The 22,926-nt window shown below is 67.1% G+C and carries 20 protein-coding genes and 1 tRNA gene; 8 read left to right on the top strand and 13 right to left on the bottom strand.

Features of this window, described 5'->3' with window-relative positions:
- Positions 1 to 6: 6 nt before the first annotated feature.
- The 4 genes from MFF07_RS00450 to MFF07_RS00435 form a co-directional block, all read right to left on the bottom strand.
- Positions 7 to 4,920, bottom strand: a complete 4,914-nt coding sequence (locus MFF07_RS00450; RefSeq protein WP_147816240.1) for a malto-oligosyltrehalose synthase — start codon at positions 4,918 to 4,920, stop codon at positions 7 to 9.
- A complete protein-coding gene (gene treZ, locus MFF07_RS00445; RefSeq protein WP_147816242.1) occupies positions 4,917 to 6,725 on the bottom strand; it encodes a malto-oligosyltrehalose trehalohydrolase in 1,809 nt (602 codons plus the stop codon). The genes MFF07_RS00450 and treZ overlap by 4 nt, the downstream gene beginning before the upstream one ends.
- Before the next feature lie 222 nt (positions 6,726 to 6,947).
- Complete coding sequence (locus tag MFF07_RS00440) at positions 6,948 to 7,430, bottom strand: DUF2852 domain-containing protein (RefSeq protein WP_147816243.1); 483 nt, start codon at positions 7,428 to 7,430, stop codon at positions 6,948 to 6,950.
- A 60-nt stretch (positions 7,431 to 7,490) separates the two neighbouring features.
- Complete coding sequence (locus MFF07_RS00435; protein WP_147816245.1) at positions 7,491 to 8,135, bottom strand: TetR/AcrR family transcriptional regulator; 645 nt, start codon at positions 8,133 to 8,135, stop codon at positions 7,491 to 7,493.
- A 198-nt stretch (positions 8,136 to 8,333) separates the two neighbouring features.
- Between MFF07_RS00435 and zigA the strand changes: the two genes are divergently transcribed.
- The 3 genes from zigA (at position 8,334) to MFF07_RS00420 (ending at position 11,098) form a co-directional block, all read left to right on the top strand.
- Positions 8,334 to 9,551, top strand: coding sequence for a zinc metallochaperone GTPase ZigA (gene zigA, locus MFF07_RS00430; protein ID WP_147816247.1), 1,218 nt, complete (start codon positions 8,334 to 8,336; stop codon positions 9,549 to 9,551).
- Between the two features lie 3 nt (positions 9,552 to 9,554).
- Positions 9,555 to 9,893 carry a hypothetical protein gene (locus tag MFF07_RS00425; protein ID WP_147816249.1) on the top strand — a complete coding sequence of 113 codons (339 nt, stop codon included), beginning with the start codon at positions 9,555 to 9,557 and terminating at the stop codon, positions 9,891 to 9,893.
- Between the two features lie 104 nt (positions 9,894 to 9,997).
- Positions 9,998 to 11,098, top strand: coding sequence for a stealth family protein (locus tag MFF07_RS00420; RefSeq protein ID WP_147816251.1), 1,101 nt, complete (start codon positions 9,998 to 10,000; stop codon positions 11,096 to 11,098).
- Positions 11,099 to 11,358: 260 nt separating this feature from the next.
- Here MFF07_RS00420 and MFF07_RS00415 read toward each other — a convergent pair whose 3' ends face one another.
- Both MFF07_RS00415 and MFF07_RS00410 read right to left on the bottom strand, forming a co-directional pair.
- Positions 11,359 to 12,576: a phosphopentomutase gene (locus MFF07_RS00415; RefSeq protein WP_147816253.1), complete on the bottom strand. Its 1,218-nt coding sequence runs from the start codon at positions 12,574 to 12,576 to the stop codon at positions 11,359 to 11,361.
- Between the two features lie 19 nt (positions 12,577 to 12,595).
- Positions 12,596 to 14,242, bottom strand: a complete 1,647-nt coding sequence (locus MFF07_RS00410; protein ID WP_147816255.1) for an ABC transporter ATP-binding protein — start codon at positions 14,240 to 14,242, stop codon at positions 12,596 to 12,598.
- A gap of 143 nt (positions 14,243 to 14,385) precedes the next feature.
- Between MFF07_RS00410 and MFF07_RS00405 the strand changes: the two genes are divergently transcribed.
- Positions 14,386 to 15,354, top strand: a complete 969-nt coding sequence (locus MFF07_RS00405) for a lytic transglycosylase domain-containing protein (RefSeq protein ID WP_238230318.1) — start codon at positions 14,386 to 14,388, stop codon at positions 15,352 to 15,354.
- A gap of 106 nt (positions 15,355 to 15,460) precedes the next feature.
- A complete protein-coding gene (locus MFF07_RS00400; protein ID WP_147816257.1) occupies positions 15,461 to 16,366 on the top strand; it encodes an alpha/beta hydrolase in 906 nt (301 codons plus the stop codon).
- Positions 16,367 to 16,434: 68 nt separating this feature from the next.
- Here the strand turns inward: MFF07_RS00400 and MFF07_RS00395 are convergent, their stop codons facing one another.
- Positions 16,435 to 17,160: a phosphodiester glycosidase family protein gene (locus MFF07_RS00395; protein WP_147816259.1), complete on the bottom strand. Its 726-nt coding sequence runs from the start codon at positions 17,158 to 17,160 to the stop codon at positions 16,435 to 16,437.
- A gap of 256 nt (positions 17,161 to 17,416) precedes the next feature.
- On the opposite strand from MFF07_RS00395, the gene MFF07_RS00390 reads away from it, so the two are divergent.
- A complete protein-coding gene (locus MFF07_RS00390; protein WP_238230316.1) occupies positions 17,417 to 17,968 on the top strand; it encodes a hypothetical protein in 552 nt (183 codons plus the stop codon).
- Between the two features lie 73 nt (positions 17,969 to 18,041).
- On the opposite strand, the gene MFF07_RS00385 is transcribed toward MFF07_RS00390, so the two are convergent.
- The 3 genes from MFF07_RS00385 to MFF07_RS00375 all read right to left on the bottom strand — a co-directional run bounded on the left by MFF07_RS00385 (position 18,042) and on the right by MFF07_RS00375 (position 18,894).
- Positions 18,042 to 18,338: a hypothetical protein gene (locus MFF07_RS00385; RefSeq protein ID WP_147817060.1), complete on the bottom strand. Its 297-nt coding sequence runs from the start codon at positions 18,336 to 18,338 to the stop codon at positions 18,042 to 18,044.
- Between the two features lie 26 nt (positions 18,339 to 18,364).
- Complete coding sequence (locus MFF07_RS00380) at positions 18,365 to 18,556, bottom strand: hypothetical protein (protein ID WP_147817059.1); 192 nt, start codon at positions 18,554 to 18,556, stop codon at positions 18,365 to 18,367.
- 131 nt (positions 18,557 to 18,687) lie between these two features.
- Positions 18,688 to 18,894 carry a hypothetical protein gene (locus MFF07_RS00375; protein WP_147817058.1) on the bottom strand — a complete coding sequence of 69 codons (207 nt, stop codon included), beginning with the start codon at positions 18,892 to 18,894 and terminating at the stop codon, positions 18,688 to 18,690.
- Between the two features lie 246 nt (positions 18,895 to 19,140).
- Here MFF07_RS00375 and MFF07_RS00370 point away from each other — a divergent pair, with 246 nt between their 5' ends.
- Positions 19,141 to 19,386 carry a hypothetical protein gene (locus MFF07_RS00370; RefSeq protein WP_147817057.1) on the top strand — a complete coding sequence of 82 codons (246 nt, stop codon included), beginning with the start codon at positions 19,141 to 19,143 and terminating at the stop codon, positions 19,384 to 19,386.
- A 173-nt stretch (positions 19,387 to 19,559) separates the two neighbouring features.
- Positions 19,560 to 19,633: transfer RNA gene (locus MFF07_RS00365), tRNA-Gln, on the top strand.
- Positions 19,634 to 19,746: 113 nt separating this feature from the next.
- On the opposite strand, the gene MFF07_RS00360 is transcribed toward MFF07_RS00365, so the two are convergent.
- The 3 genes from MFF07_RS00360 to MFF07_RS00350 form a co-directional block, all read right to left on the bottom strand.
- Positions 19,747 to 21,255: a TolC family outer membrane protein gene (locus MFF07_RS00360; RefSeq protein WP_238230314.1), complete on the bottom strand. Its 1,509-nt coding sequence runs from the start codon at positions 21,253 to 21,255 to the stop codon at positions 19,747 to 19,749.
- Positions 21,256 to 21,634: 379 nt separating this feature from the next.
- Positions 21,635 to 21,967 (bottom strand): hypothetical protein, encoded by a 333-nt coding sequence (locus MFF07_RS00355; protein ID WP_147817055.1) that lies wholly within the window; start codon positions 21,965 to 21,967, stop codon positions 21,635 to 21,637.
- 218 nt (positions 21,968 to 22,185) lie between these two features.
- Positions 22,186 to 22,839 carry a transglutaminase-like cysteine peptidase gene (locus tag MFF07_RS00350; RefSeq protein WP_147817054.1) on the bottom strand — a complete coding sequence of 218 codons (654 nt, stop codon included), beginning with the start codon at positions 22,837 to 22,839 and terminating at the stop codon, positions 22,186 to 22,188.
- Between the last annotated feature and the right edge of the window lie 87 nt (positions 22,840 to 22,926).

Genomic DNA, 22,926 nt, shown 5'->3' with positions numbered 1-22,926 from the left:
TCAGGCTCAGGCGGTTCGCTTCAACACGGCGTAGGGCAGCGCATCGAACAGCGTGCCGAGATCGAGACGCCCGTTCTCCGATGCGTGGCTGGCGCCGCCGACGATGTCGGTCCAGCGGCTACCCTCCGCCACCGGCAGATGCGTTCCCCCGAACGCTTCAGCCGACCACACAGTGTCGCCGACGAGACGGGCAACGAGGCGCGGAACGGCCACCAGCAGATCGCCCTCTCCGCCGCCGTTCTCCGATCGGAGGAACGCGACGACGTGGTCTGCATGCTCCCCGGAAGCTGCGACGGCCTGATAGCCGGCATCGGCGTAGAAGGCCGGCCTGTCGGCCCGGTCTGCGAGCAGCTTCGTCAGCGTCGCCTGTTTCACACGGCCGTCCGTCCAGTGCGCCAGAAGTTCGGCGGGCGCACCCTGTTCGGATAGCGCACCGGCACGCGCGCCGTAATCGACCGGCCGCCGGTTGTCGGGATCGACGAACGAAAAGTCCCAGAATTCGGTGCCCTGATAGATGTCTGGGATGCCCGGTAGCGTCGCCTTCAGCACCGTGCGGCCGAGCCCGGCGATCATGCCGAGATGGGCAAGGCGCTTGGCGAAGGGCCGCGTACGAGCCAGGAAATCCGAGCCCGGCGCGATCAGCTTGGCGAAGAGCGCATGCACCGCGCCCTCGTAGGCCTCGTCGACGTTGACCCAGCTCGAGAACCGCTTGGCCTCGCGTAAGGCCTTCTCGGCGTAGGCGTCGAGGCGCTTGCGGAAGTCTTCGATCGCGCCCGCGTCGTCGCCGTCCAGCAGTTCGAGCGGCCACGCCCCGAGGATCGCCTGAAGGAACATCCACTGGTCGTTGCGGTCGGGCGCCGGTTCATCCTCGATGGTGGCGAGATGCGGCGTCGCGGCGCGGCGCCAGGCATCCCAGGCGCGGGCCCACTCTTCGGGCAGCTCCGACAGCGCGAGCTGGCGCGAGCGGGCATCCTCGCCGCGCTTGGTGTCGTGCGTCGCCGTCGTGATCATCGCGTTCGGCCAGTCGCGGGCGCGGGCGGCCTGGAGCGCATGGAAGTGGGGTACGTCGATGCCGTACTCGCCCGGATCTCCGCCGACCTCGTTCAGCGCCAAAAGCTCGCTGAAGCGGTAGAACAGCGTATCCTCCAGGCTCTTGGCCATGACCGGGCCGGTGAGCTGCTGGAAGCGGCGGCGGAAGCGCAGGATCACCCGCGGATCGGGACGGGCGGTGCCCGTCGTATCGATCCGCCCGATCAGCGCATCGGCAGCGAAGTTGTGCACAGAGCGGTCCGGCAACGCACTCCAGCGCTTAGCCTTGCGCACCGTGGTCTCGATCAGCGTCACGTCCTCGACTTCGACGTCGCTCTCGTCGAGATCGCCGGCCAAGTAGCTGCGATAGGTCGGGAAGCGGGCGATGATCTCGATCAGCGCGCGCCGGATCGCGTTCATCGAGAAGTCGCGGGTGCGCCGGTCGGCGTCCGCGATCTCCTTCAGGTCGGCGGCGAGCACTTCGAGCTCGCTGGCGAAACTGATCTCGAGGATCTCGGCCTTCGCCGCGCGAAGCTGGAACTTGTAGGGCTCGTCGACGCCGGTGGCCCATTCGTAGAAGCGCTTGATCCGCGGCTTCAGCGCCTGATCGACGTGGAGACCGTCGAGCTGGTTCAGCACGTCGTAGCCGGTGGTGCCGGCGACCGGCCAAGGGCGCAGCTTTTCCCCCGGCTCGAGAATCTTTTCGACCACCACGTAGAATCCGGGGCCGACGGCGGCCTGCAATGCGCGGGCATAGCCGAGCGGGTCGGCGAGACCGTCGATGTGGTCGATGCGCAGACCGTCGATCCGACCCTCGGCGACGAGGCGGAACAGCAGGGCGTGCGACTTCTGGAAGATGTCCGACTTCTCGACACGCAGGCCAGCAAGCGAGTTCACGTCGAAGAAGCGGCGATAGTTGATGTCGCTCGACGCGATCCGCCAATGGGCGAGCCGGTAGGATTGGCTCTCCAGCAATCGGTGCAGCGGCCCGAACGTGTCGGGATAGTCTTTGTTACCGTTGAGAAGTTGCAGCGCCCGGTAGATCGCTGCTGCGATCTGCGGCGAGGCGCGCACGGCGTCGGCGAGATCCTGCTTCAGGCCCTCGGCCTCGGCCGGCAGCGCGCGGCGGCGGTCGAGACTGGTCTCCGCGTTCATGCCGCGTAGGCGCTCGGAGATGGCGAGCACGTCGGCCGACGGGTCGTCGCCGATCTCGCCGAGCGCGGCCAGCGCGCGGTTCAGGATCGTCGGATATTGCAGCGGGCAGATCGGGAACTGGTGCTCGTAGTGCCAGACGCTGAAAGCGCCGGCCGCCTCGTCGAACTTCAGTTCGAGATGGCCCTGCTCCAGGGCATCGCCGTAGCGCTCGCCGAGGAACGGGATCACGAGCTTGCGGTTCGCGCCGAGGCGCTCCCAGTCGATGTCGAAGGCATGCGCGAAGGGCGACAGGCCGCCCCATTCGAGCACCGAGAGCCACCACGGATTGTCGGCGCCGCCGACGCCCATGTGGTTGGGTACGATGTCGACGAGGAGCTTCAGCCCCTCTGCCTGCAGCGCGTCGGAGAAGGCGATGAAGCCGGCCTCGCCGCCGATCTCCGGGTTGATCTGCGAGTGATCGACGATGTCGTAGCCATGGGTCGAGCCGGGTCGCGCCATCTGCAGTGGCGAGGCATAGACGTGGCTGATCCCGAGTTTCGCCAGATACGGCACGATCTCTTGCGCATCCGCGAAGGTGAAGCCCTCGTGGAACTGCAACCGGTAGGTCGCGCGCGGCGGGGCCGAACTGAGACGCGCGGCGCCCGAGCGCGGGCCGCGATCCTCGTCGGCGAGCGAGGCCGCGAGCTTGGCGAGCGGACCGCCGGGGGCGGCGATGGCCTCCAGCGTCCGGTCGAGCTTGCGCCGCCAGTTGGGGTGGCCTTCGGTCGAGCCCGGCACGTTGGCCTGAGCGAGCTCGGAGACGACGTCCTCGTACTGGACGGCCGTCAGGATCGAGGGCGCGCGGGCGAGGTATCGGGCGGCGGCCTCGAAGGGAGCGGCATCGGGTGGTTCGGCGCCGGTGAGCAGCTGCTCGGAATGCAGCGCTTCGGCCAGACGGCGGCGCTCGGTGACCCGTTCGGCCCGTTCGGCGTCGGCTCGCTCGGAATCGTAGAGACCGAGCGACTGGCGCGTGTCAGTGTCGACGCCGCGCCACCAGCCCAGGAACGTCGGCAGGTCGTGCGTGGTGATCGCGGTCAACGCATCGTGCGGATAGGCGGCCGGCGGCTTGAAGGCACCGCCGTCCTGCCGCTCGAAGGCGAGGATGCGGTAACTCAGGATGCCCGCCACCATCAGCGCATCGGAAAAGCCCTCCGGGGCCGTGCCGAGGTCTTCGGCGATGACGAGGCATTTCGAGCGGTGGCTCTCCAGGCGCAGCACCGCGAGCATCGGTTCGAACGGCATCGCCACATAGGCACCAGCCCGCGCCGACTGGCCGAGCGGAATCAGAAACAGCCGCGCCAGCTGGAAGGCGTGGTCGATCCGGATTGCGCCAGCATGGCGCATGTTGGCCTGGACCAGATCGCGGAACGCCCTGAGGCCGTCGCGCTCGAGTTCGAGCGGATGGAAGGCCGGAAGGCCCCAATCCTGGCCCTTCGGAGCGAGCAGATCCGGCGGCGCGCCGATCGAGACGCCGTTGGCGAAGCGCTCGGGATGCGACCAGATCTCGGAGCCGCCGCGATCGGCGCCGACGGCGAGATCGCGATAGAGGCCGATACGCATGCCGGCATCGCGTGCGGCCTGCGACGCATGCTTGAGCTGCAGGTCGGCAAGGTATTGCAGCCAGATGTGGAAGCTGACGCGCTCGGCGTTCTTCTCCGCGAAGGCACGGACTTCCGGCGTACCGGCACGCCGGAACGCCTCCGGCCACTCGCCAAGCCAATGCGCACCCTCTGCCGTGAAACGCTCGGACAGCGTCTCGAAAGTCGCGTGGGATTCGAGGTTTTCACCGCCCTCGCTGCGAAAGGCGGCAAAGCCGGCATCCGTGCCGGCGCGCGCGGCCGATTCCGGCCAGAGCGCCTCGAGCACCGGTGAGAGCACCTCCCAGATGCCGGCGTGATCGACGAGCGTGGCGTCGCGGAGGGCGTCGAGGCGCGGACGCATCGCGTCGAGGATCGTTTCGGCGCGGCTGCCGACGAAGCCCGGCAGCGCGCCCGGCTCGATGTAGAGCGTCTCGAGGAAGAGCCGCGACGAGGGCGAGTAGGGCGAAATCTTTTCGCGATCAGTCGGGAAGAGCGCGTGGACCGGGCTTAACCCCAGGAACGACGCACCGCGCAGGCCCGCATCGGCAGCGGCGCGGCCGGCATCGGCGAAGGTGCCGATGCCGAGATTGTGCGGCGAGCGCAGGCCATAGAGCTGGGCGGCAAGGCCCCAATCGCGGGCACCCTCCTCGGCATAGGCCCGCGGCCGCCAGCAGCGCTGCGGCGCGGCGATGATCCAGGCCTGTGCCTTTCGGTCGCCCAAAGTCACCGTGAGGTGGTGATAGCCGGGCGTCTGGGGCGGCAAGTCGAAACCCGGACCGGCGTCAGATGCCGAGAGAGCGGCACGACCTTCGACGGCGTGACCGCGCTCGTCGAGCAGACGCCAGATGATCGAGCCGGCCGTGCTGTCGGCCAGGACCGGCACGCGCAACGCGCGGCGCGCTTCCGCCGGCAGAAGCGGCGGAATCAGCCCGTTGCGGAGTGCCTCGACGCTTGCGAGGCTTTTCGCAATCTCATCGTCGGTGGCCATGGCGAAGCCGAGGGCCGCGAGCATGCCGCAGCGGGTCTCGTTCGAGGTCTCGACGGCGTTGCCGAAGGCGTCGGTATAGCCGCTGGCGATGCCGACGAGGTCGGCGAGCCGGGTCAGGTGCTCGCTCATGCCGGTGCTCCAACCAGGAACACACCGGTCCAGGGCGGCAATTGCAGCGCCTCCCGCGACAGGGCGCTCGACCAGATCACCTGACCGCCCTCGCTCGACGCCGAATACTCGTCGGTGCCGACATTGGCGACGAAGCGCAGCGTCCCGGCCTCGAAGCGCCACGTGCAGTCGATCACGCCGGGCGCCGGCAGCTTGGCTTCGGCTCCGCGAAACGCCGTCTTGGTCAACGGCACCACGGTCTGGTGGCGGATCTGCAAGAGATTGCGGGTGTCAGCCCAGACGCCGCGATGCGGACCTTTTTCGGATTCCTCCCAGTCGATCTTCGAGTCGTCGAACGTCTTGGCCTCGGTCGGGTCGGGGATCACCGACGTGTCGTCGGCAAACGCGGCAAAACTCTTGAACTCGCGGCGGCGGCCCTCGCGGACGGCCTTGTTCAGCTCTTCATCCGGCGCGAAATCGACGAAGAACAGGAACGGCGCTGTGGCCGACCATTCCTCGCCCATCCAGAGCATCGGAATCTGCGGCGCCAGCAGCAGGCCAGCGCGGGCAAGCGCCAGCTTCTCGGGGTCGGACAGTTGGCTCAGGCGCTCGCCGAGCGCCCGGTTGCCGACCTGATCGTGATTCTGGAGGAAGGTGACGAAAGCGGAGGGCGGCAGGTGGCCCGAGGGCTCTCCGCGCGGATGGTTGTCCAGCGTTTTGAACGGCTCGCCCTGATACGCAAATCCCTCGGCGAGGCAGCGCGCGAGGTGCTGCACCGGCTTGTCCGCGAAGCTTTCGTAGTAGCCCGCGTCCTCGCCCGTCAGCAGCACGTGCCAGCAATGGTGCAGGTCGTCCGCCCATTGCGCGCTGTGCTGGATCGGCTTGGCGTCGGCGTCGCGTTCCAGCCACCGGGCCTGGTTCGCTTCGTTTTCGAGGACGAGGTGGATGTGGCGACCCGGCAGCTTTTCGCGAATCGTCTCGGCGAGTTCGCCGATGAAGTGTTTGTCGGAGTCGTCGAGGATGGCGTGCACCGCGTCGAAGCGGATGCCGTCGAAGTGGTACTCTTCCAGCCAGTAGAGCGCGTTTTCGATGAAGTAGTCGCGAACCGTGCGTCCGCTCTCCTTGCCGTCGAAGTTGATGCCGGCGCCCCACGGGGTCTGGTGGCGCTCGGTGAAGAAGCTCTTGGCGTAGGCGTGTAGGTAATTCCCGGCCGGGCCGAAGTGATTGTAGACGCAGTCGAGCATCACCATCAGGCCCTTGCCGTGGGCCGTGTCGATCAGGTGCTTGAGTTCGTCCGGGCGGCCATAGACGGCGTCGGGCGCATAGGGCAGCACACCGTCGTAGCCCCAGTTCCGGGTGCCCTTGAAGTCGGCGAGGGGCAGCAGCTCGATGGCGGTGATGCCGAGATCGACGAGGTCGTCGAGCCGGGCTTCGAGCGCCGCATAGGTTCCCTCGGGCGTCGCGGTGCCGACGTGAAGCTCGTAGATCACCGCCTCTTCCCAGGGCCGGCCGGTCCAGGCCCCATCGGCCCAGACATAGGCGGCGGGGTCGATCAGCTCGCTCAGGCCCGAGACGTCGTCGGGCTGGAAGCGCGAAGCGGGATCGGGGACGACGAGATCACCGTCGATGCGGAAGCCGTAGCGCGCACCGGCCTCGACCACCGTCACCTCGGTCCGGCGCCAGCCGTCGCCGACATCCGGGATCGGGTGATCGGCACCGTTCAGTGTCAGCACCACGTCCTTCGCGGTGGGCGCCCAAAGCGCGAAGCGGGCACCACCGTCCCCGGTCAATTCGCTGCCGTAGGCCATCGCATGGCTGCGCCGCATCAGGCCGTGATCCCTGTTCTCATGAAGACATCGCCGGATCCGGAAATCTGCGTGTTTGCAGAAGGCCTGCCGCGGCAACCGGTTCCGTCCCCCGACTTATGGCAGCCATGCCGAGCGGCAACCGCATGGCAGCATGGAATTGCGCGGAATCTCGCAGATGCGAAAAAGGCTCCCCGCTGTGATGCGGAGAGCCCTGTTGCATATCTGACCGTGGAGGACGGATTAGGCGTCGATGGTCGAACCACCACCTTCGGAACGCTTCTTGGCCATATAGGCGTCGAACTGCTCGCGGTCCTTGGCGCGCTTCAGCTCGTCGACGAACTCAGTGAAGGCACGGCTCTCCTCCTGAAGCGCGCGACGGCGGGCCTCCAGGCGGTCGAGCTCGCTCTTGCGATACTCGTCGAAAGCGAAGTTGCCGGTACCCGAGCGGTAGAGGCCGTGATCCTTGGCGGCCTCGTAGGCCTTGGCGAACCGTGACCCGCCGGCGGACGAACCGAAGCTCCACGAGCCGCTCCGGGCATACTCACGCATCTGGCTGAGCGCAGGATAACCCGCGATCTTCCACGCAACGTAGGCGACCGCCAGCGGCCACCAGTAGATGAAACCGACGACGACGGCGCCGATCTCGAGAGAGCGGCGGGGGAAGGGACCGCTGCGGCAGGCGCGACCGCCGGCCCAGGGAGAGGAGGCAGAAGACGTGCTCACGGGTGATGGCTCCGGGGTGGTATGTGAACGACATTCACATGCGGACCCGAGCTAACCGTTTCAAGGGGCCGGACCAGCGCCCGGTTCGGGGTTCTTCGTCGGCACGCCCGCGCCGTGGACCAGGGCGAGCACCCCGGCGCGGAGCAATTCGTACTTGTCCGGCCCGGTCTTCGGCAGGTGCCCCGAGGCGGCGAGCGTGGCGATGCCGTGGGAGAGCGCCCAGACCTCCATGGCCACGAAGCGCGGATCGACACCATCGAAGCCGTCGGGGAATGTCGCGCGAAGCGCCTCCACTAGAAGATCGAACGGGTTGAGGCGGTCCGGGCTCGGCTCCGCACCCGGCATGCGCACGTCGAAGATCGCGGCGTAGTAGCCCGGCTCCTCCTCGGCGAAGGCGAGATAGGCCTCGCCCATGCGCGTGAAACGCTCCAGCGGCGTGCCGCGGCCCCCGAGCGCGCGGGCCAGACGTTCGGCGAGATCCTTGAAGCCGCGGCCGGCGACCTCCTCGAGCAACGCTTCGCGCCCCCGGAAATGGCGGTAGAGCGCCGCCGGGGTGACGCCGACGAGGCGGGCCGCGTCGACCAGCGTGAATCCGCCGACGCCACGCTCCGCGATGAACCGGCGTGCCGCCTCGATCAGCGCCTCCTTGAGGTTGCCGTGGTGGTAGCTGCGCCTGTCTTCCGGCCGTTCGCGCCAGGGTCGCACGACACCGTCTCCTCGCAAAGCTGGGCGGCTGCCCGATCGGGAAAGCCGCATCGGGCCGCGAGGTTGCACCCGATCTCCACCATCCGCCATCGGTATCGGACATCGGTGTCGACGAGTCGACAGTTCTCCACGACGCCTGTTGACAGCCTCCATGATAAGAAATGTTATACTGTTTCATTTCCAAGAGAGAGAGACAGCATGTCATCGCCCGACGCCCGCCTGCCCGTCACCGTCCTGTCCGGCTTCCTCGGCGCCGGCAAGACGACGCTGCTGAACCACGTTCTGAGCAACCGTGAAGGCCGCCGCGTCGCGGTGATCGTCAACGACATGAGCGAAGTGAACATCGACGCCGACCTCGTCCGGGACGGCGGCGCCGACCTCTCGCGCACCGACGAGAAACTGGTGGAGCTGACCAACGGCTGCATCTGCTGCACCCTGCGCGACGACCTGCTGGCCGAAGTGCGCCGGCTCTCGGAGGAAGGCCGCTTCGACTACCTGCTGATCGAGGGCACCGGCATCGCCGAGCCGCTGCCGGTGGCGAGCACCTTCTCGTTTCGCGACGAGGATGGTCAGGCGCTGAGCGACGTCGCCCGGCTCGACACGATGGTAACGGTGGTCGACGCCGTGAACCTGCTGCGCGACTACGGCTCCAACGCCTTCCTGCGCGACCGCGGCGAGACGGCCGGCGAGGAGGACAACCGCACGCTGGTCGACTTGCTGGTCGAGCAGATCGAGTTCGCCGACGTCGTCGTCATCAACAAGGTCGAGGACGTCTCGGCCGAGCAGCTCGCACTCGTGCGCTCGGTGGTGCGCGGGCTCAACGCCGATGCCCGCCTGGTCGAGACCTCGCACGGCCGCGCGCCGCTCGACGCCATCCTCGATACCGGCCTGTTTGACGAGGAGAAGGCGGAGCGCCACCCGCTGTGGTTCAAGGAGCTGTACGGCGCCGAAGAGCACGTGGCGGAAACGGAAGAATACGGCGTGTCGAGCTTCGTCTATCGCGCGCGCCGGCCGTTCGACCCCGAAACGTTCAAAGCCTTCATCGACCGGACCTGGCCGGGGCTGATCCGCGCCAAGGGCCATTTCTGGCTGGCGACGCGACCGGACTGGGTCGGCGAATTCTCGCTGGCCGGGGCGATCTCCCGCGTCTCGGCCATGGGCTTCTGGTGGGCGGCCGTGCCGCGCGGGCACTGGCCCGACGAGGCCGGCTGGAAGGGCCACCTCGCCAAAAACTGGAGCGAGGTCTGGGGCGACCGCCGGCAGGAACTCGTCTTCATCGGCACGGGCATGGACCGCGACGCGATCACCGCCGCCCTCGATGGCTGCCTCGTCGGCTCTGAAACCGTCGCCCGCTTCGAACCCGCCGCCTATCGCGACCTGTCCGATCCCTTTCCCGAATGGCGCCGGGCGGCCTGAGGCATGGGCTTCGTCAGCCTGAGATCCTTTCGCGCCCGCAGTGCGGCCCAGGCCGAAGCGAGCGCCGCGCTCAAGGCTCGGCTCATCGCGGCGCTCGCCCTTGGTCCGGAGGACGCGCTGGCGGTCAACGCGATCGCCTGCGCCGATCCGGGTTGTTCGGATCTGGAAACGTTCGTGCTGGTGATGCGGGTGGGGGAACCGACGCGCGCGGTGAAGATCCGGCGGCCGATCGAAGCGGTCGAGGTGACGGATGTCGTAGCAATCGTCGCGGAGGAGCGGCGGCTTCAAACCGGGTCTGAGAGCCCCCTCGGAACGATGTCGGATCAGGAGAATCGGTTATGATTCAAGTTGCGGTTGGAGATCGCCATCATATGCAGACAAAGGATCTCCGTCGCGCCGCAAATCATCGAGGACTTCGACGTTCAAGCGATTGAACCCGAGGCCGAGTGGGAACCCATCGAACCATTCAACCGTCCAGCCAAGCGAGAGCCGACCGCGTTCGGTCAAGATCCGCTAAAGCGCTGTCCGACCAAGTGGGTACCGGTTGGTCGGACAGCGCTCTAGAGCCGCCGAACCGATGCAATCGGACCGCGTACGGATGTCGCGCAAAGTTGCAGCAGCGGAGATCGTGCATTATTTCGAGGCGCTCACGTTGCGGGAGCAAGCCGATTAGACATTTTTGCGAGAACGTAGATTCTGTAGAATCTGGGGCTATCGATATAATATATCGATGGATTAATCCAGAAATCGGACTCGCAAAACAAAGACAGATTATTGCGAATGAACCAATTTATTATATTGGTGGTACAAATTGTATAAATAGATACCGCGACAACCACGAATTAAAATATTCTCTGCGTTCTGTCGCGGAATATGCAGAATGGGCTCGAGCCATATATATTATCGGAGAGGGGCCGCCGCCCAATTGGCTTTTGATCAGACATCCTATCGTTTGGATTGATTTGGACGAACTTCTTGAGGCCAATAGTCTAAAGCCTCAGCCAAACTCCGAACTGCAGAAGCTTTGCTTTGCAAAAATAGATGGTTTGGCAGAGAGGTTTATCTGTTTTGATGACGATTGGTTTTTGGGAAGAAAAGTCGCGGCGAGCGACTTTTTTACTGCAGAAGGCAAACCAATCCATCCGCATCGAGACCACACTCCTATCGCGTGGACCAAATCTCTTTATGAAAAGGGTCTGACCATGCTGCCTCAAGGGTTTGTGGATCTGGTGAAGCTCGCAGGAACTGCGCGACATGATGTTGTACTGAAGATGCGCGAAATTATGGTGGCTGAGGATCTTGTTACCACATCGTCCGAACGGGACGCTCAGTTTTGGCTTCGAGACGTAAATGTCGGTCACTATCAGGACGTACTGCGACAGATCGAAGAAGCACAGCCAAAAACCTACTGCATCAACGATGACTGGAGCTCTGATGAAGCAGAGTATGCCGAGCAAATGAATTTTCTCCAATTATTTTTTGAAAGAATACTCCCTAATCCAGCTTCCTGGGAAAGGCATAATGACGAGCCTTCCGAACTTTGTTGAGACCTATTCATCGGTCGTGATTCAAGGTTTGATGAGATTACATTGCGCATGTGGAAAGCGGATCACCGTCCCGCCCCCGCCGCAGATCGTCGAGGACATCTATATCCGAGCGATTGCACCAATACCAAGTAGACATGCGCCGAACCGTTCATCCATCCAACCAATTCTTCGGATGGGCTCCAAGCCCTGCTAGACCTCGCATCGCACGGGGGGCTAGGAGATGCACGTGAGCTTCGTCGCGGGGACCGTACGACGCCTCATTACCACGACCGCCCGGCCCAGGTGTGATCCAGCCCAAGATGCCCGGCGACCGTCGCACCAATATCCGCAAACGTCTCGCGCCGACCGATCGGCCCCGCCGCGATCCCGGGCCCGAAGGCCAGGATCGGCACCTGCTCGCGCGTGTGCTCGGTGCCGTGCCAGGTCGGGTCGTTGCCGTGGTCGGCGGTGACGACGCAGAGGTCACCCTCGCGAAGGGCCGCCCGGATCGCAGGGATGCGCGCGTCGAAGGCTTCGAGCTCGGCGGCGTAGCCTGGCACGTCGCGGCGATGGCCGTGCTCGGTGTCGAAATCGACGAGGTTCACGAAGACGAAGCCGCCGTCGACGAGCGTCGCCAGGGCGTCGAGCGCCACATCGACACCGGCAGCGTTGCTCGCCGTCTTGAGCTCGCGGCCGGTGCTGCGATGGGCGAAGATGTCGCCGATCTTGCCGATGCTGACGATCTCGCGGCCGGCGGCCGAGAGCCGGTCGAGCAGTGTGTCCTGCGGCGGCGACACCGAGAAATCCTTGCGGTTCTTGGTTCGCTTGAAGCCGTCGGCCTCCGAGCCGACGAAGGGCCGCGCGATGACCCGGCCGACGCGCCAGTCGTCGCAGATCTTCCGCGCGATCCGGCAGGTCTCGTAGAGCCGGTCCAGCCCGAAGGCCTCTTCGTGGGCGGCGATCTGGAAGACGCTGTCGGCGGAGGTGTAGCAGATCGGCTGGCCGGTCCGGACGTGCTCGGCGCCGAGCGCCTCGATGATCGTGATGCCGGAGGCGTGGCGATCGCCGAGGATGCCGGGGAGGCCCGCCTGCGCGATCAGCGCCTCGGTCAGTTCGGCTGGGAAGCTCGGTCGGGTCTCCGGAAAATGCCCCCAATCCTCCAGCATCGGCAGACCGGCGATCTCCCAGTGGCCGGACGGCGTGTCCTTGCCGGCCGCCGTCTCGACGGCATGGCCGTAGGCGCCGACGATGAGGCCGGTCGGCGCGAGCCCAGGCGGCACCCGGCCCGTGGCACCCTCGGCAGCGAGGCCAAGGCCCAGCGCCGTCAGGTTCGGTAGACGCAGCGGACCGGAGCGCAGACCCTCGCGGTCGCCCTCCCCGCAGGCGCAGGCCTCGGCGATGTGACCGACGGTGTCGGAGCCCGCGTCACCGTAGCGGGCTGCGTCGGGCGCGCCGCCGATGCCGACGGAATCGAGGACGATGAGCAAGGCGCGAGGCATGTCCGCTCGACGGTTTCGCTCAGGCCGGGACGGCGTCGGCGTGCGCCGATGCGTCGTCCACACTCTCGGCCTCCATGTCGAAGGCGGCCGCGAACAGTGTGCGCGTGTATTCGGTCTTCGGGTCGGCGAAGATCTCGGCGGTGGGCCCCTCTTCCACCACGCGGCCGTTCTGCATGACGAGCACGTAGTTCGCCAGCGCCCGCACCACCTTGAGGTCGTGGCTGATGAACAGGTAGGCAAGGCCGCGCTCGCGCTGCAGGTCGCGCAGCAGCGTCACGATCTGCGCCTGCACGGAGCGGTCCAGTGCCGAGGTCGGCTCGTCGAGGACGACGAAGCGCGGGTTCAGCACGATGGCGCGGGCGATGGCGATGCGCTGGCGCTGGCCGCCTGAGAATTCGTGCGGGTAGCGGTCCATAGCCGCCGGATCGAGCCCGACATCGGTCAACGCCTTGGCGACGATGGCGCGGCGCTCGGTCCGCGATTTCGCCTGCCCCTGCACCACCAAACCCTCGGCTACGATGTCTGCGATGGACATGCGCGGCGAGAGCGAGCCGTAGGGGTCCTGGAAGACTACCTGCATGTCGCGCCGTAGCGGCCGCATGGCGCGCGGCGTCAACGCCTCGATCGGCTTGCCGAGAAACACGATCGGCCCTTCGGAGACGGTCAGCCGCAGCAGAGCGAGGCCGAGTGTGGTCTTGCCCGAGCCGGATTCGCCGACGACGCCCACCGTCTCGCCCTGGCGCACGACGAGGCTCACGCCGTCCACCGCCTTGACGTGATCGGTGGTGCGCCGGAGCAGGCCCTGCTTGATCGGGAACCAGACCTTGATCGGACCGGCGTCGACCAGCATCTCGGCTCTTAGGCCGACCGGGTTGGCACGGCCGGTGGGCTCGGAAGCCAGAAGGCGCTGCGTATACTCGTGCTGCGGCCGGTCGAACACCTCGGCGACCGAGCCGGCCTCAACGATGCGCCCGCGCAGCATCACGCAGACCGAGGTGGCGATACGCCGGACGATGCCGAGATCGTGGGTGATGAACAGCATCGCCATGCCGAGCCGCTTCTGCAGGTCGGCGAGCAGCGTCAGGATCTGCGCCTGAACGGTGACGTCGAGCGCCGTGGTCGGCTCGTCGGCCACGAGAAGGTCGGGCTCGCAGGCGAGCGCCATGGCGATCATCACGCGCTGGCGCTGGCCGCCGGAGAGTTCGTGCGGATAGGCCCCGAGCCGGCGCTCGGCATCACGGATGCCGACGAGGTCGAGCAGTTCGAGGATGCGGGCGCGCGCCTTCTTCCCCGTCAGGCCGCGATGGAGCTGCAGCACCTCGCCGATCTGCCGCTGGATCGAATGCAGCGGGTTCAGCGAGGTCATCGGCTCCTGGAACACCATGGTGATGTCGGCGCCGCGAACCTTTCGGAGATCGCGCTCGGGCAGTTGCAGCAGGTCGCGGCCCTTGAAGACGATTTTTCCGCTCGGATGATGCGCCGCCCCGTCGAGCAGCCGCAGGATCGAGAGCGCCGTCACCGACTTGCCCGAGCCGGATTCGCCGACGAGCGCCAGGGTGTCGCCGGGGGCGATGGAGAAGCTCACCCGGTCGACGGCCAGCGTTTCGCCCTCCGACGAGCGGAAAGCCACCGAGAGGTCTTGGATGGAGAGAAGCGGGTCGGTCATCGGCACCGCGCGTGAGACAGTCCCGGCCGGGCGGCCGGGCGACATTGGCGAGGGTTATAGCGCCGCGGTTGCCCGAGGGCGAATGGGCAGCGCTCGATGGAACGACAGGGTACGGATTTCCTTACCGGCCGGCACACGTCTAGATGGCGGTCGTGCCGCGCGCTTCGCTGATCCTCACCGCCCTCCTCGCCCTCCTCTGGGCCGCGCCGGCCACTCACGCCGCAGCGGACGGAACCGGCGGCGACGGCGAGACCGTCACCCAGGCGCTCTGCCGGCTGATCGAGGATTCGGCCAGAACCCGGGCGATCCCCGTGCCCTTCCTGACGCGGCTGATCTTTCGCGAGAGCGCCTTTCGCGTCACCGCGGTCAGCCCGGTCGGCGCACAGGGCGTCGCGCAGTTCATGCCGGGCACGGCGAAGGAGCGCGGGCTGCTCGATCCGTTCGATCCCGAGCAGGCTATCCCGCATGCGGCGCATCTGCTCGCGGACCTGCGCACGCAGTTCGGCAATCTCGGCCTCGCTGCGGCGGCCTACAACGGCGGCCCGGGCCGGGTGTCGAAATGGCTCGCCGGCACCGGCGGCCTGCCGTCGGAAACCCGCGCCTACGTCATCGCGCTGACCGGCCGCCCCGCCGAGGATTGGCGGCCTGGCGTCCAGATCGAGATGGCGCCGGAGGAAGGCGAACCGGCGAGCAAGACCGCCGCGAAACCGCCGGAGCCCGCCAGGGCGCCCGACACGGCCAAGGACGCCGCGAAGGACGCCGTCGCCGAGCCGGCCCAGAGCTGCATCCAGGTTACCGCCCTGCTGCGCATCCCGTCGCGCGGCGACCGCTTCGCGCTGCCGGTCGAGGCCGGGGTGACGGCGCCCTGGGGCATCCAGCTCGCCGGCAACTTTTCGAAGTCGCTGGCGCTGGCGAGCTTCTCGCGCACCCGCTCGCTCTATGCCGGCGTGATCGGCGAGGTTCGCCCGATGATCATCGGGACACGCCTGCGCTTTCGCGGAACGCGAGCCTTCTACCGTATCCGCATCCCGGCCGAGACACGGGCGGCTGGCGACACGCTGTGCAACCGCATCCGCAAGGCCGGCGGCGCCTGCATCGTCCTGCGGACCTGATGCCGCATCGAAACCGGGCGGCGCATCGCGCTTCGCCGCGCCTCGGCCATGAATCCGCCCCGTCTGCCCCGTCACCTGCGGTCAAACGCCAAGTCGCGGGAGTTGCATGATCCGGGTCCTCGTCGCCGTACTCTCGTTCGGCTGCCTCCTGCTGTCCATGATCGGCCTGACCGGCTGCTCGCCGCTGGCGCTGTTCGATGCGCTCGGTCCGCGCGATGCCGGGGCGAAACTCTCGCTCAGAGACGCGGCCTATGGCGGGGATCCGCGCCAGCGCCTCGACGTGTTCACGCCCACCGCCGACGTGACCAACGCTCCGGTGCTGGTGTTCTTCTACGGCGGCTCCTGGAAGAACGGCTCGAAGGACGACTACGCCTTCGCCGCTCAGGCGCTCGCCGCGCAGGGCTTCGTGACGGTGCTGCCGGATTACCGGCTCTATCCGCAGGTACGCTTCCCCGATTTCCTCGACGACGGCGCGCAGGTGGTGGCCTGGGTGCGCGACAACATCACGGCCTATGGAGGCGACCCGAAGAAGATCGTCCTCGCCGGCCACTCGGCCGGTGCCTACAACGCCATGATGCTCGGGCTCGACCCGACCTACCTGCGGCGAGCCGGGGTCGATCCGCGGGTGATCCGCGCGGTGGCCGGCCTCTCCGGCCCCTACGACTTCTTCCCCTTCGACCAGGCGACCTCGATCGACGTGTTCGGCCAGGCGCCCGACCCCAAGGCGACGCAGCCCGTCACCTTCGCCGGCCCGAACGCCCCGCCCGCCTTCCTCGCCACGGGCGACGCCGACACCACGGTCCGCCCGCGCAACACAAGGAGCCTCGCGGCGCGGCTGCGTGAGGCCCGCGTGCCGGTGCAGGAGCGGGTCTATGCCGGCCTCGACCACGCCGACACGCTGCTCGCCCTCTCCGTGACCTTCCGCTCGAAGGCCCCCGAACTTTCCGAGATGGCGGCCTTCCTCCACCAGCATGCCGAGCGCCGGCAGCTGAGCTCGGTGCGGATGCGATAGCGGGCCGCAATCGGCCACTTCATGAACCCGCACCAGCACAAAGCCGGAAGCGCGGCTCCTTCGCCCCCTTACCGCGCCACCGCCCCCACCATCGGCCCGAGCGGACGGCTCAGGTCCGAGCGGCCGAGCCCCGGCGCGTAGAGGCTCGAGACCGAGCCGTCGAGAAACAGCGCGTTGCGACAGCCGAGGTCGTCCTTGAACAGGCGGGCGAAGGCCCCGAAGCTCACGGGGCGCTCTGAGATCGCAAAGATCGCGGTGCGGCCGTCGTCGCGCACGCCGACGCCGTTGCGGATCTTCTGGCTCGGGCCGTCCTCCGAGATCTTCGGGTGGATCTTGCCGTCGATCACCAGCATCGGTCCGGATTGCGTGGCGAAATCCGGCTTCGGCTTGGTCTTCAGGTAGCGGGCGGTGTCGAGCACGCCGGCCTTGTCGCCCTTCACGTAGAAGACGCCGTTGGGCTTGAGGTGGAAGTTGCCCGGCCCGTTGGCGGTGGAGACGCGCTTCATCTCGCGGCCGTCCTCGACATAGAGCCCGACCGGGGCCTGCTCCGCATCGTACATGCCGGCATTCATGGCGAAGCTGAGGGCGGCCCCCTGCGCGCGGGCGAGGCTCGACAGCGAGGCGTAGGGCGCGCCGTCCCGGCCGAGCCAGAACAGGCGGACGCGCTCGCGCTTCAGGTCGACGACGCAGACGGTGTAGCTCTCGCCACCCGAGAGGGTCGCACGGCACGGGCCCTTGTTGCCGGATCCGGCCTGAACCGCCGGCTCAGGCTCGCGCGCTACGGCCGGCCCCATCGCCACCGACGCCGCGAGGGCGACACAACCGGTCAGACGTGACCGTTTCCCAAAACGCATCCCGAGATCTCGCGCGCATTCCGGCGGGGCGTCCCGTCCGGCCAAGCCTCTCCTCGCGGCAAAACGCGGCGATTTTCAAGCCGCGCTCGCATGGGCTGGACGATCACAAAACTGGGATCGCCCGCCGCATGAACCGTTTCCCGCGGCTGCACGTTTCATGAATTAGCGGGGGAACGGCGTCTTCGGAGATGAAACGATGAAACGGGTGTTTCTGGCCTCGGCGCTTCTTGCGGGTGCGCTAACATTGGCACCGGCGGCGGCCGATGCCCGCGGCTTCGGCGGCGGCGGCTTTCGCGGCGGCGGCTTCGGTGGCGGCTTCGGCGGCGGTGGCTTCCGTGGCGGTGGGTTCGGCGGCGGCTTTCGCGGTGCCGGCTTCGGCGGCGGTGGTTTTCGCGGAAATGCCCTCGGCGGCGGCTTCTATCGCGGCGGCTTCGGCGGCGGCGGGTTCGGTGGGTATCGCGGCGGCTTCGGTGGATACCGGGGCGCCGGCTTCTACGGCGGTCGTGGCTTCGGCGGCGGCTATGGCTGGCGCCGGAGAGGCTTTGGCTATGGCGGCCTCGGGTTGGGCCTGGGTCTCGGCCTCGCCGCAGGCGGTCTCTACGGCGGGTATGGCGCTTACGGTTATCCCTACGGCTACTCGAACGTCGGCTACGACGACTACGGGTATGGCGGTGGCTGCTACACCGTTCCGCGCCTGCGCTGGACGCCTTTCGGCTATCGCCGCGTCCTCGTTCAGCGCTGCTACTGACGCTGCGTCGAGGATCTGACGTTCGTCGGGGAAAGGGGTCGCGCGAGCGGCCCTTTTTCTTGAGACGACTGGACTACAAGCCGCCCGTGAGCTTCCACAGCCCGAACAGCAGCACGCCCCCTCCAAGACATCTCCGCCACGGATTGACGCCGCGGATCACCTCGTCGAGCGCCCACCACGCGAGGCAGACGGCCGACGCGATCTGCAACCCCAGGACCACCGAGGCCGGCGCGGGAAGCCCCGCCGCCTCGATCACCCACGAGAGCCCGGCCGCCAGACCGAACAGCCAAAGGGGCGGGTTCGGCCATTGCCCGATGACGACCGTGCCGGTGGTGCGGTCCCGGAAGAACCAGTCCACAAAGCGGTTCACGCGCGGCGGCGGGGTCGTCGGCCGGATCAGATCTTGTCCGCCGGCGCACCGTCGGCCTTGCGGATCGGATCGCAGATCTGCGGGCTGACCTTGTCGAGGGTCTCGCAGGCATTGGCCAGATACCAGGTCCGCAGCTCCGGCTGGTTCGGCGCGACGAACATTCCGACGAGCACGAAGCCGCCGACGAGCACGATCAACAGGACGAGTAGGTTTCGCATTCGAATCTCCCGAGAATGGCACCTCTGCCTATTTTCGAGGCAGTCGGCGCATCCATACCACATGGGGTTGGTATGGCGACCGTCCGGTCCGATCCAGCAAAATATTGTCGGGCCGACCTCAGGACCCTGCCCTAACGCGGCCGATCCTGCGGCAGCGCGCTTCCGTCGAGCAGGGGCGGCGCGCCATTGCCGCGGAGGTAGCCGTTGTCCTGCAGCCAGATCAACAGCAGCAGGCCCCCCAGCAGGCTCGCGACCTGCATCAATGATCCGAGGTGACGGCGCCAGAACACCATCACCAGAAGGACGACGGCCAGTGCGATGCCGAGAACGAGAGTCATACCCCCTTCTGCCATTCGCGCGCGCGCCATGCACCCCCCGACTCGGCACTGGTGGCCGATCGCGGCCGAGGGTTACGAGACGAGCCGAATCGCAGTGTGCGAATACTGATTTTCTTAACCGACGCCGAATCCCGATGGCGGATCAGTAGAAAACGCATCGCTCGAATTGTTGCCGAACACTGAAAAGCGTGTCAGAAGCGCGGATCACATCGGGACACGGCTCCTGCCGGTCTTGAGGGCTTCTCCATGATCACCGCCCCTTCTTTCGGCGCGTCGGCTTCCACGCCGGCCAGCGAACCCGTCGCCGCGATCCGTGTCCGGGCTGCCGGGGATGCGCGGCAGCTGCGCGCCCTCGCCCGCGCAGCGCAACGGGACGGCATGCCGAAGGCCGACCTGCGATCGGCGACCGCCCTTGCCGCAGCACGCCGAGTGGTCGAGCACGCACGCCGTCTCTCCTCGCTCCGCCCGCGCATGCCGGAACTGGCGGACTGACCCGGCGAAGCGCTCTGAAAAGCCGCGCGTGAGGTCGCTTTCGCGCGCCGAAAACATGGGCTGGACAACGGGTCGTGAAGCCCGTAAACGGCCCGAACTGCGCCGGCCGACACATTTGACGTCGTACCGGATCATGGGAGCCGCATCCTTCGACGATGTCAGGCTCTCGGCGGTGGGGGATAGTTTAACGGTAGAACAGTGGACTCTGACTCCTCTAGTCGAGGTTCGAATCCTCGTCCCCCAGCCATCTAATTTCGCCCGCTAGGTCAATGACTTGGCGGGTTTTTTCTTGCTGTCCCGCAACAATGCGGCGGACGGCGGACCGGCATTCGGTGCCCTACGCCGACCGACAATCCCCTGTCAGTTGACGCTGGAATCGAACGCCGGCCGCAGCGTCGGCAGGGTGGACGGCTCGTCGCCCAGGGACAGTCTCCTGGCCATCGGCGGCAGTGCCACCGGCCGGGCGGGCGGGGTGTAGCGGAGATCCTGCGGACGGATGGTGTCGAGCGACATGTCCGACATCAGCGCCAGCAGACGGAAGCCGGCGACGATCCGGTCGCGCTCGGCGGTTTCGAGGCTCACCCGGGAATCGAGCAGCGCCTGCTGCGTGATCAGCACGTCGAGCGTGGTCCGCTGTCCGACGCTTGCTTCGAGGGTGGCTCCGGTGAGCGCGCGATCGTTGGCGAGGATCTGGGCCTGTGCGGACCGGATCGTGCTCTCGGATGCGACGTACAGCCCCCAGCTCTGGATGACGCCCGCGCGCACGACGGCGCGCTCCCGGTCGAGCTCGGACAGCTTCTGGCTGCGGATCTCGGCCGCGCGCTGCACTGCGGCCGGGGTCAGGCCGCGGTCGAAGATCGGGACGGTGAGCCGCCCGACCACCGACATCTGGTCGAGCTGGCTCTTCGGCAGGATGATGTCGGGGTCCCATCGCCGGTCGGCCGACACCGACAGGTCGAGCGAGGGCAGGTACCCGGACTTCTGGACGGCGATGTTCAGCTCGGCCGCCGTGATCGCGTTCCTGGCGGCGCGAATGGCCGGATTGAGCTTCATCGCCTTCGCGATGGCGCCGTCGAGGCTCTTGGGCATCAGGGCCGTCGGCAGGCCCGTGCGGGCGAGCGGTCCCGGATCGTAGCCCACGATCGAGGCGAAGACCGCGCGGCTCGTGTCGAGGTTCAGCTTGGCGACGGCGATGTCGGCCTTGCTCCGGGCCAGGCTCGCCGCGGTCTGTTCGGCATCGGTCTTGGTGATCTGGCCGACCTCGAATTGATACAGCGCCTGCCTGTGCCGGGCCGCGAGCAGTTCCTGGTTCTTCTGCCGGATTTCGAGGATGGCGGTGTCGCGCAGCACGTCCACATAGGATGTCGCGACGTCGGCGAGAATGAATTGCTCGGTTTCCGAAAGCCTGTCTCGTTGCGACAGCAGGGCGGCCTCGTCCCGTGCCACGCTATTCGTGGTCCTGAAGCCGTTCCATAGGTTCTGCGTCAGGCCGGCCCCGTAGCCGCGTGGGCGGCTTCCCTGGTCTATCCTGGGATAGCCCGGCGATAGGACGTTGCGGTCGCGGTAGCCGATATCCGAGTTCAGGCTGATGTCGGGAGCAAAGCCCGTGGCGGAGATGGCCACGTCCTGTAAGCCGACCCGGACGGCGGCGCGCTGCGCGCCGATGGTGGGGTTGTTGGCATAGGCGGCCCGGAAGGCGTCGTAGAGCGTTCCGGCCGGCGCCGCCTGTCCGGGACCCACGCACAGAGCCGCGACGGCGACGGCGGCGAGCAGGCCGCCGAGCGCGAAGGACCGGGCCTCACGCGGAGACGGGACGCGCCGGGGATGCTGGCGGCGGACGTCGTCTCGCGCCGCGGCTCGATCGGTCATCAAACTCGCAAGCCCTACCGAGCCCGTGCCCCGCACGTCGTCCTCGGGCGAGACTATCGAATGTTAAGTTTAATTTTGGGTAAATGCCTCTTCTACCGAAAGTCTTCTGCCACCTTCCAAGATGGATCGATTTTCAGTTCATAAACCAGTCGAACTGCAAATCTAGCGGCCGCACGAATTTGGACTCGAAAGTAAAACGACACCGAAAATCTGCCGTAACACAGTTCTGCGGGTGGCACGTCCCGACCGGCAGAGGGTTGGCGCTTGATCGCCTCGGCTTCGGCTCGCCGCGACGGCGTAGGGATCGCCCTACCCGACCTGCGCCGTCCGATCCGACGGCGATCCGTTCCGCAGCGGCGGCAGCTCGGTCGGCCCTGCCCTACAGGCTCCGGCTCGTCTTGCCCGACAGCAGCCATGTCCGCGCGCGCACCAGAAGCGCCGGACGGACGCGCGTGACGTCGTCCTCGTCGACAAGCGGAGAGGAGGATAAGGCGGAGAGATAGGCTGTTTCGCTCGCGCGGCATTCGCCGAGCGCCGCTTCCGCGGCCGATGTGCGGCCGGAGAGGGCGGCGCGCAGGGTGAAGGCGTCGGTGAGGCAGGTGCGCCAGGCGTCGTGCCGGTCGCTCACGCCGCCCTGGGCCAGCGCAGGCGCGGCACAGCCGATCGCGCAGGCGAACAGCACAGTGCGAGAGATCGTGCGAGCCGAGACCATGGCAGGGGCTCCTGACCGTCGCCGGACCTGCATGGAGGCGCGGCGGAACTGGACACGGCGCATTCGCGGCTTCTGCGAAACGCTCCGGTAACCCTTGCGGCCAAAACCTTAAGGCATTCGTTACGATCGACGCCGCGCGGCCGTCCCGTTTCGGGAAAACCCGTCTCCGCAGGATGTCGCTGGAGACCCGCCGCGCGCCACTCTTGCGCCACAGGCGATCAGCGGTTCGCCGTCGTCACCGGCGAGACGGCGACGCCGAGGCCGACCCAGGCGACCGCGTCCTGGCTCTCGCGCTTGATGAAGGTGTAGCCGGTCTGGCGCCAGGGCAGGACGGCGCTGGTCTTGTTGTCGAGCACGAGGTCGCCGCGATCGGTAAGGATGGTGAGCACCGCATGACCCTCGCCCTTCTCGTCGATCACGACGGTCATGCGCATGGCCCGGCGCGGCAGGCCGGCATCGGCCAGGAGCGCCCGCTTGCGCAGCTGGAAATCCTCGCAATCGCCCTGGCCGTCCTCCGCGAGGTCCCAGCGGTCTGCGACGTTCCAGTGGTCCTGGTCGGTGACGGCGTGGATCGCCTTGTTCACCCGGCGGTTGATGGTGTTGAGGGTCTGCCAGATCGCCGGGGTCAGGGTGATCGACGCGGCCTCGCTGCGATCCACGGCGCATTCGCTGGCGTAGCGCTCGCAGAACTCGGTCCAGGCGGCGATCGGCCGGGCGGTTCCGGTGATCGAGGCGGCGAGGCCGGAGGACGGCAGCGAGGCGAGGGTCTGCGCCTGGGCGGCGGAGCCGGACGCGAGGGCGGCGAGCGCCGCGAGACCTGCGATCAGGCTGCGGACCGGGGCCGTCATCCGCTTCGAAACGCCGGTACGCATGGCTTCGGTGAACCCCGTTAAGCTTCTGTTAACGAACGTCTCACAGCTGCCTCTCCGCGGCAATCATTCGGTTAAAGATCGGTTAAC

The sequence above is a fragment of the Methylobacterium thuringiense genome (assembly GCF_022179645.1).
In the GTDB taxonomy this organism is placed as follows: Bacteria; Pseudomonadota; Alphaproteobacteria; order Rhizobiales; family Beijerinckiaceae; genus Methylobacterium; species Methylobacterium thuringiense.
This window is presented reverse-complemented; position numbering and strand designations above follow the sequence as displayed.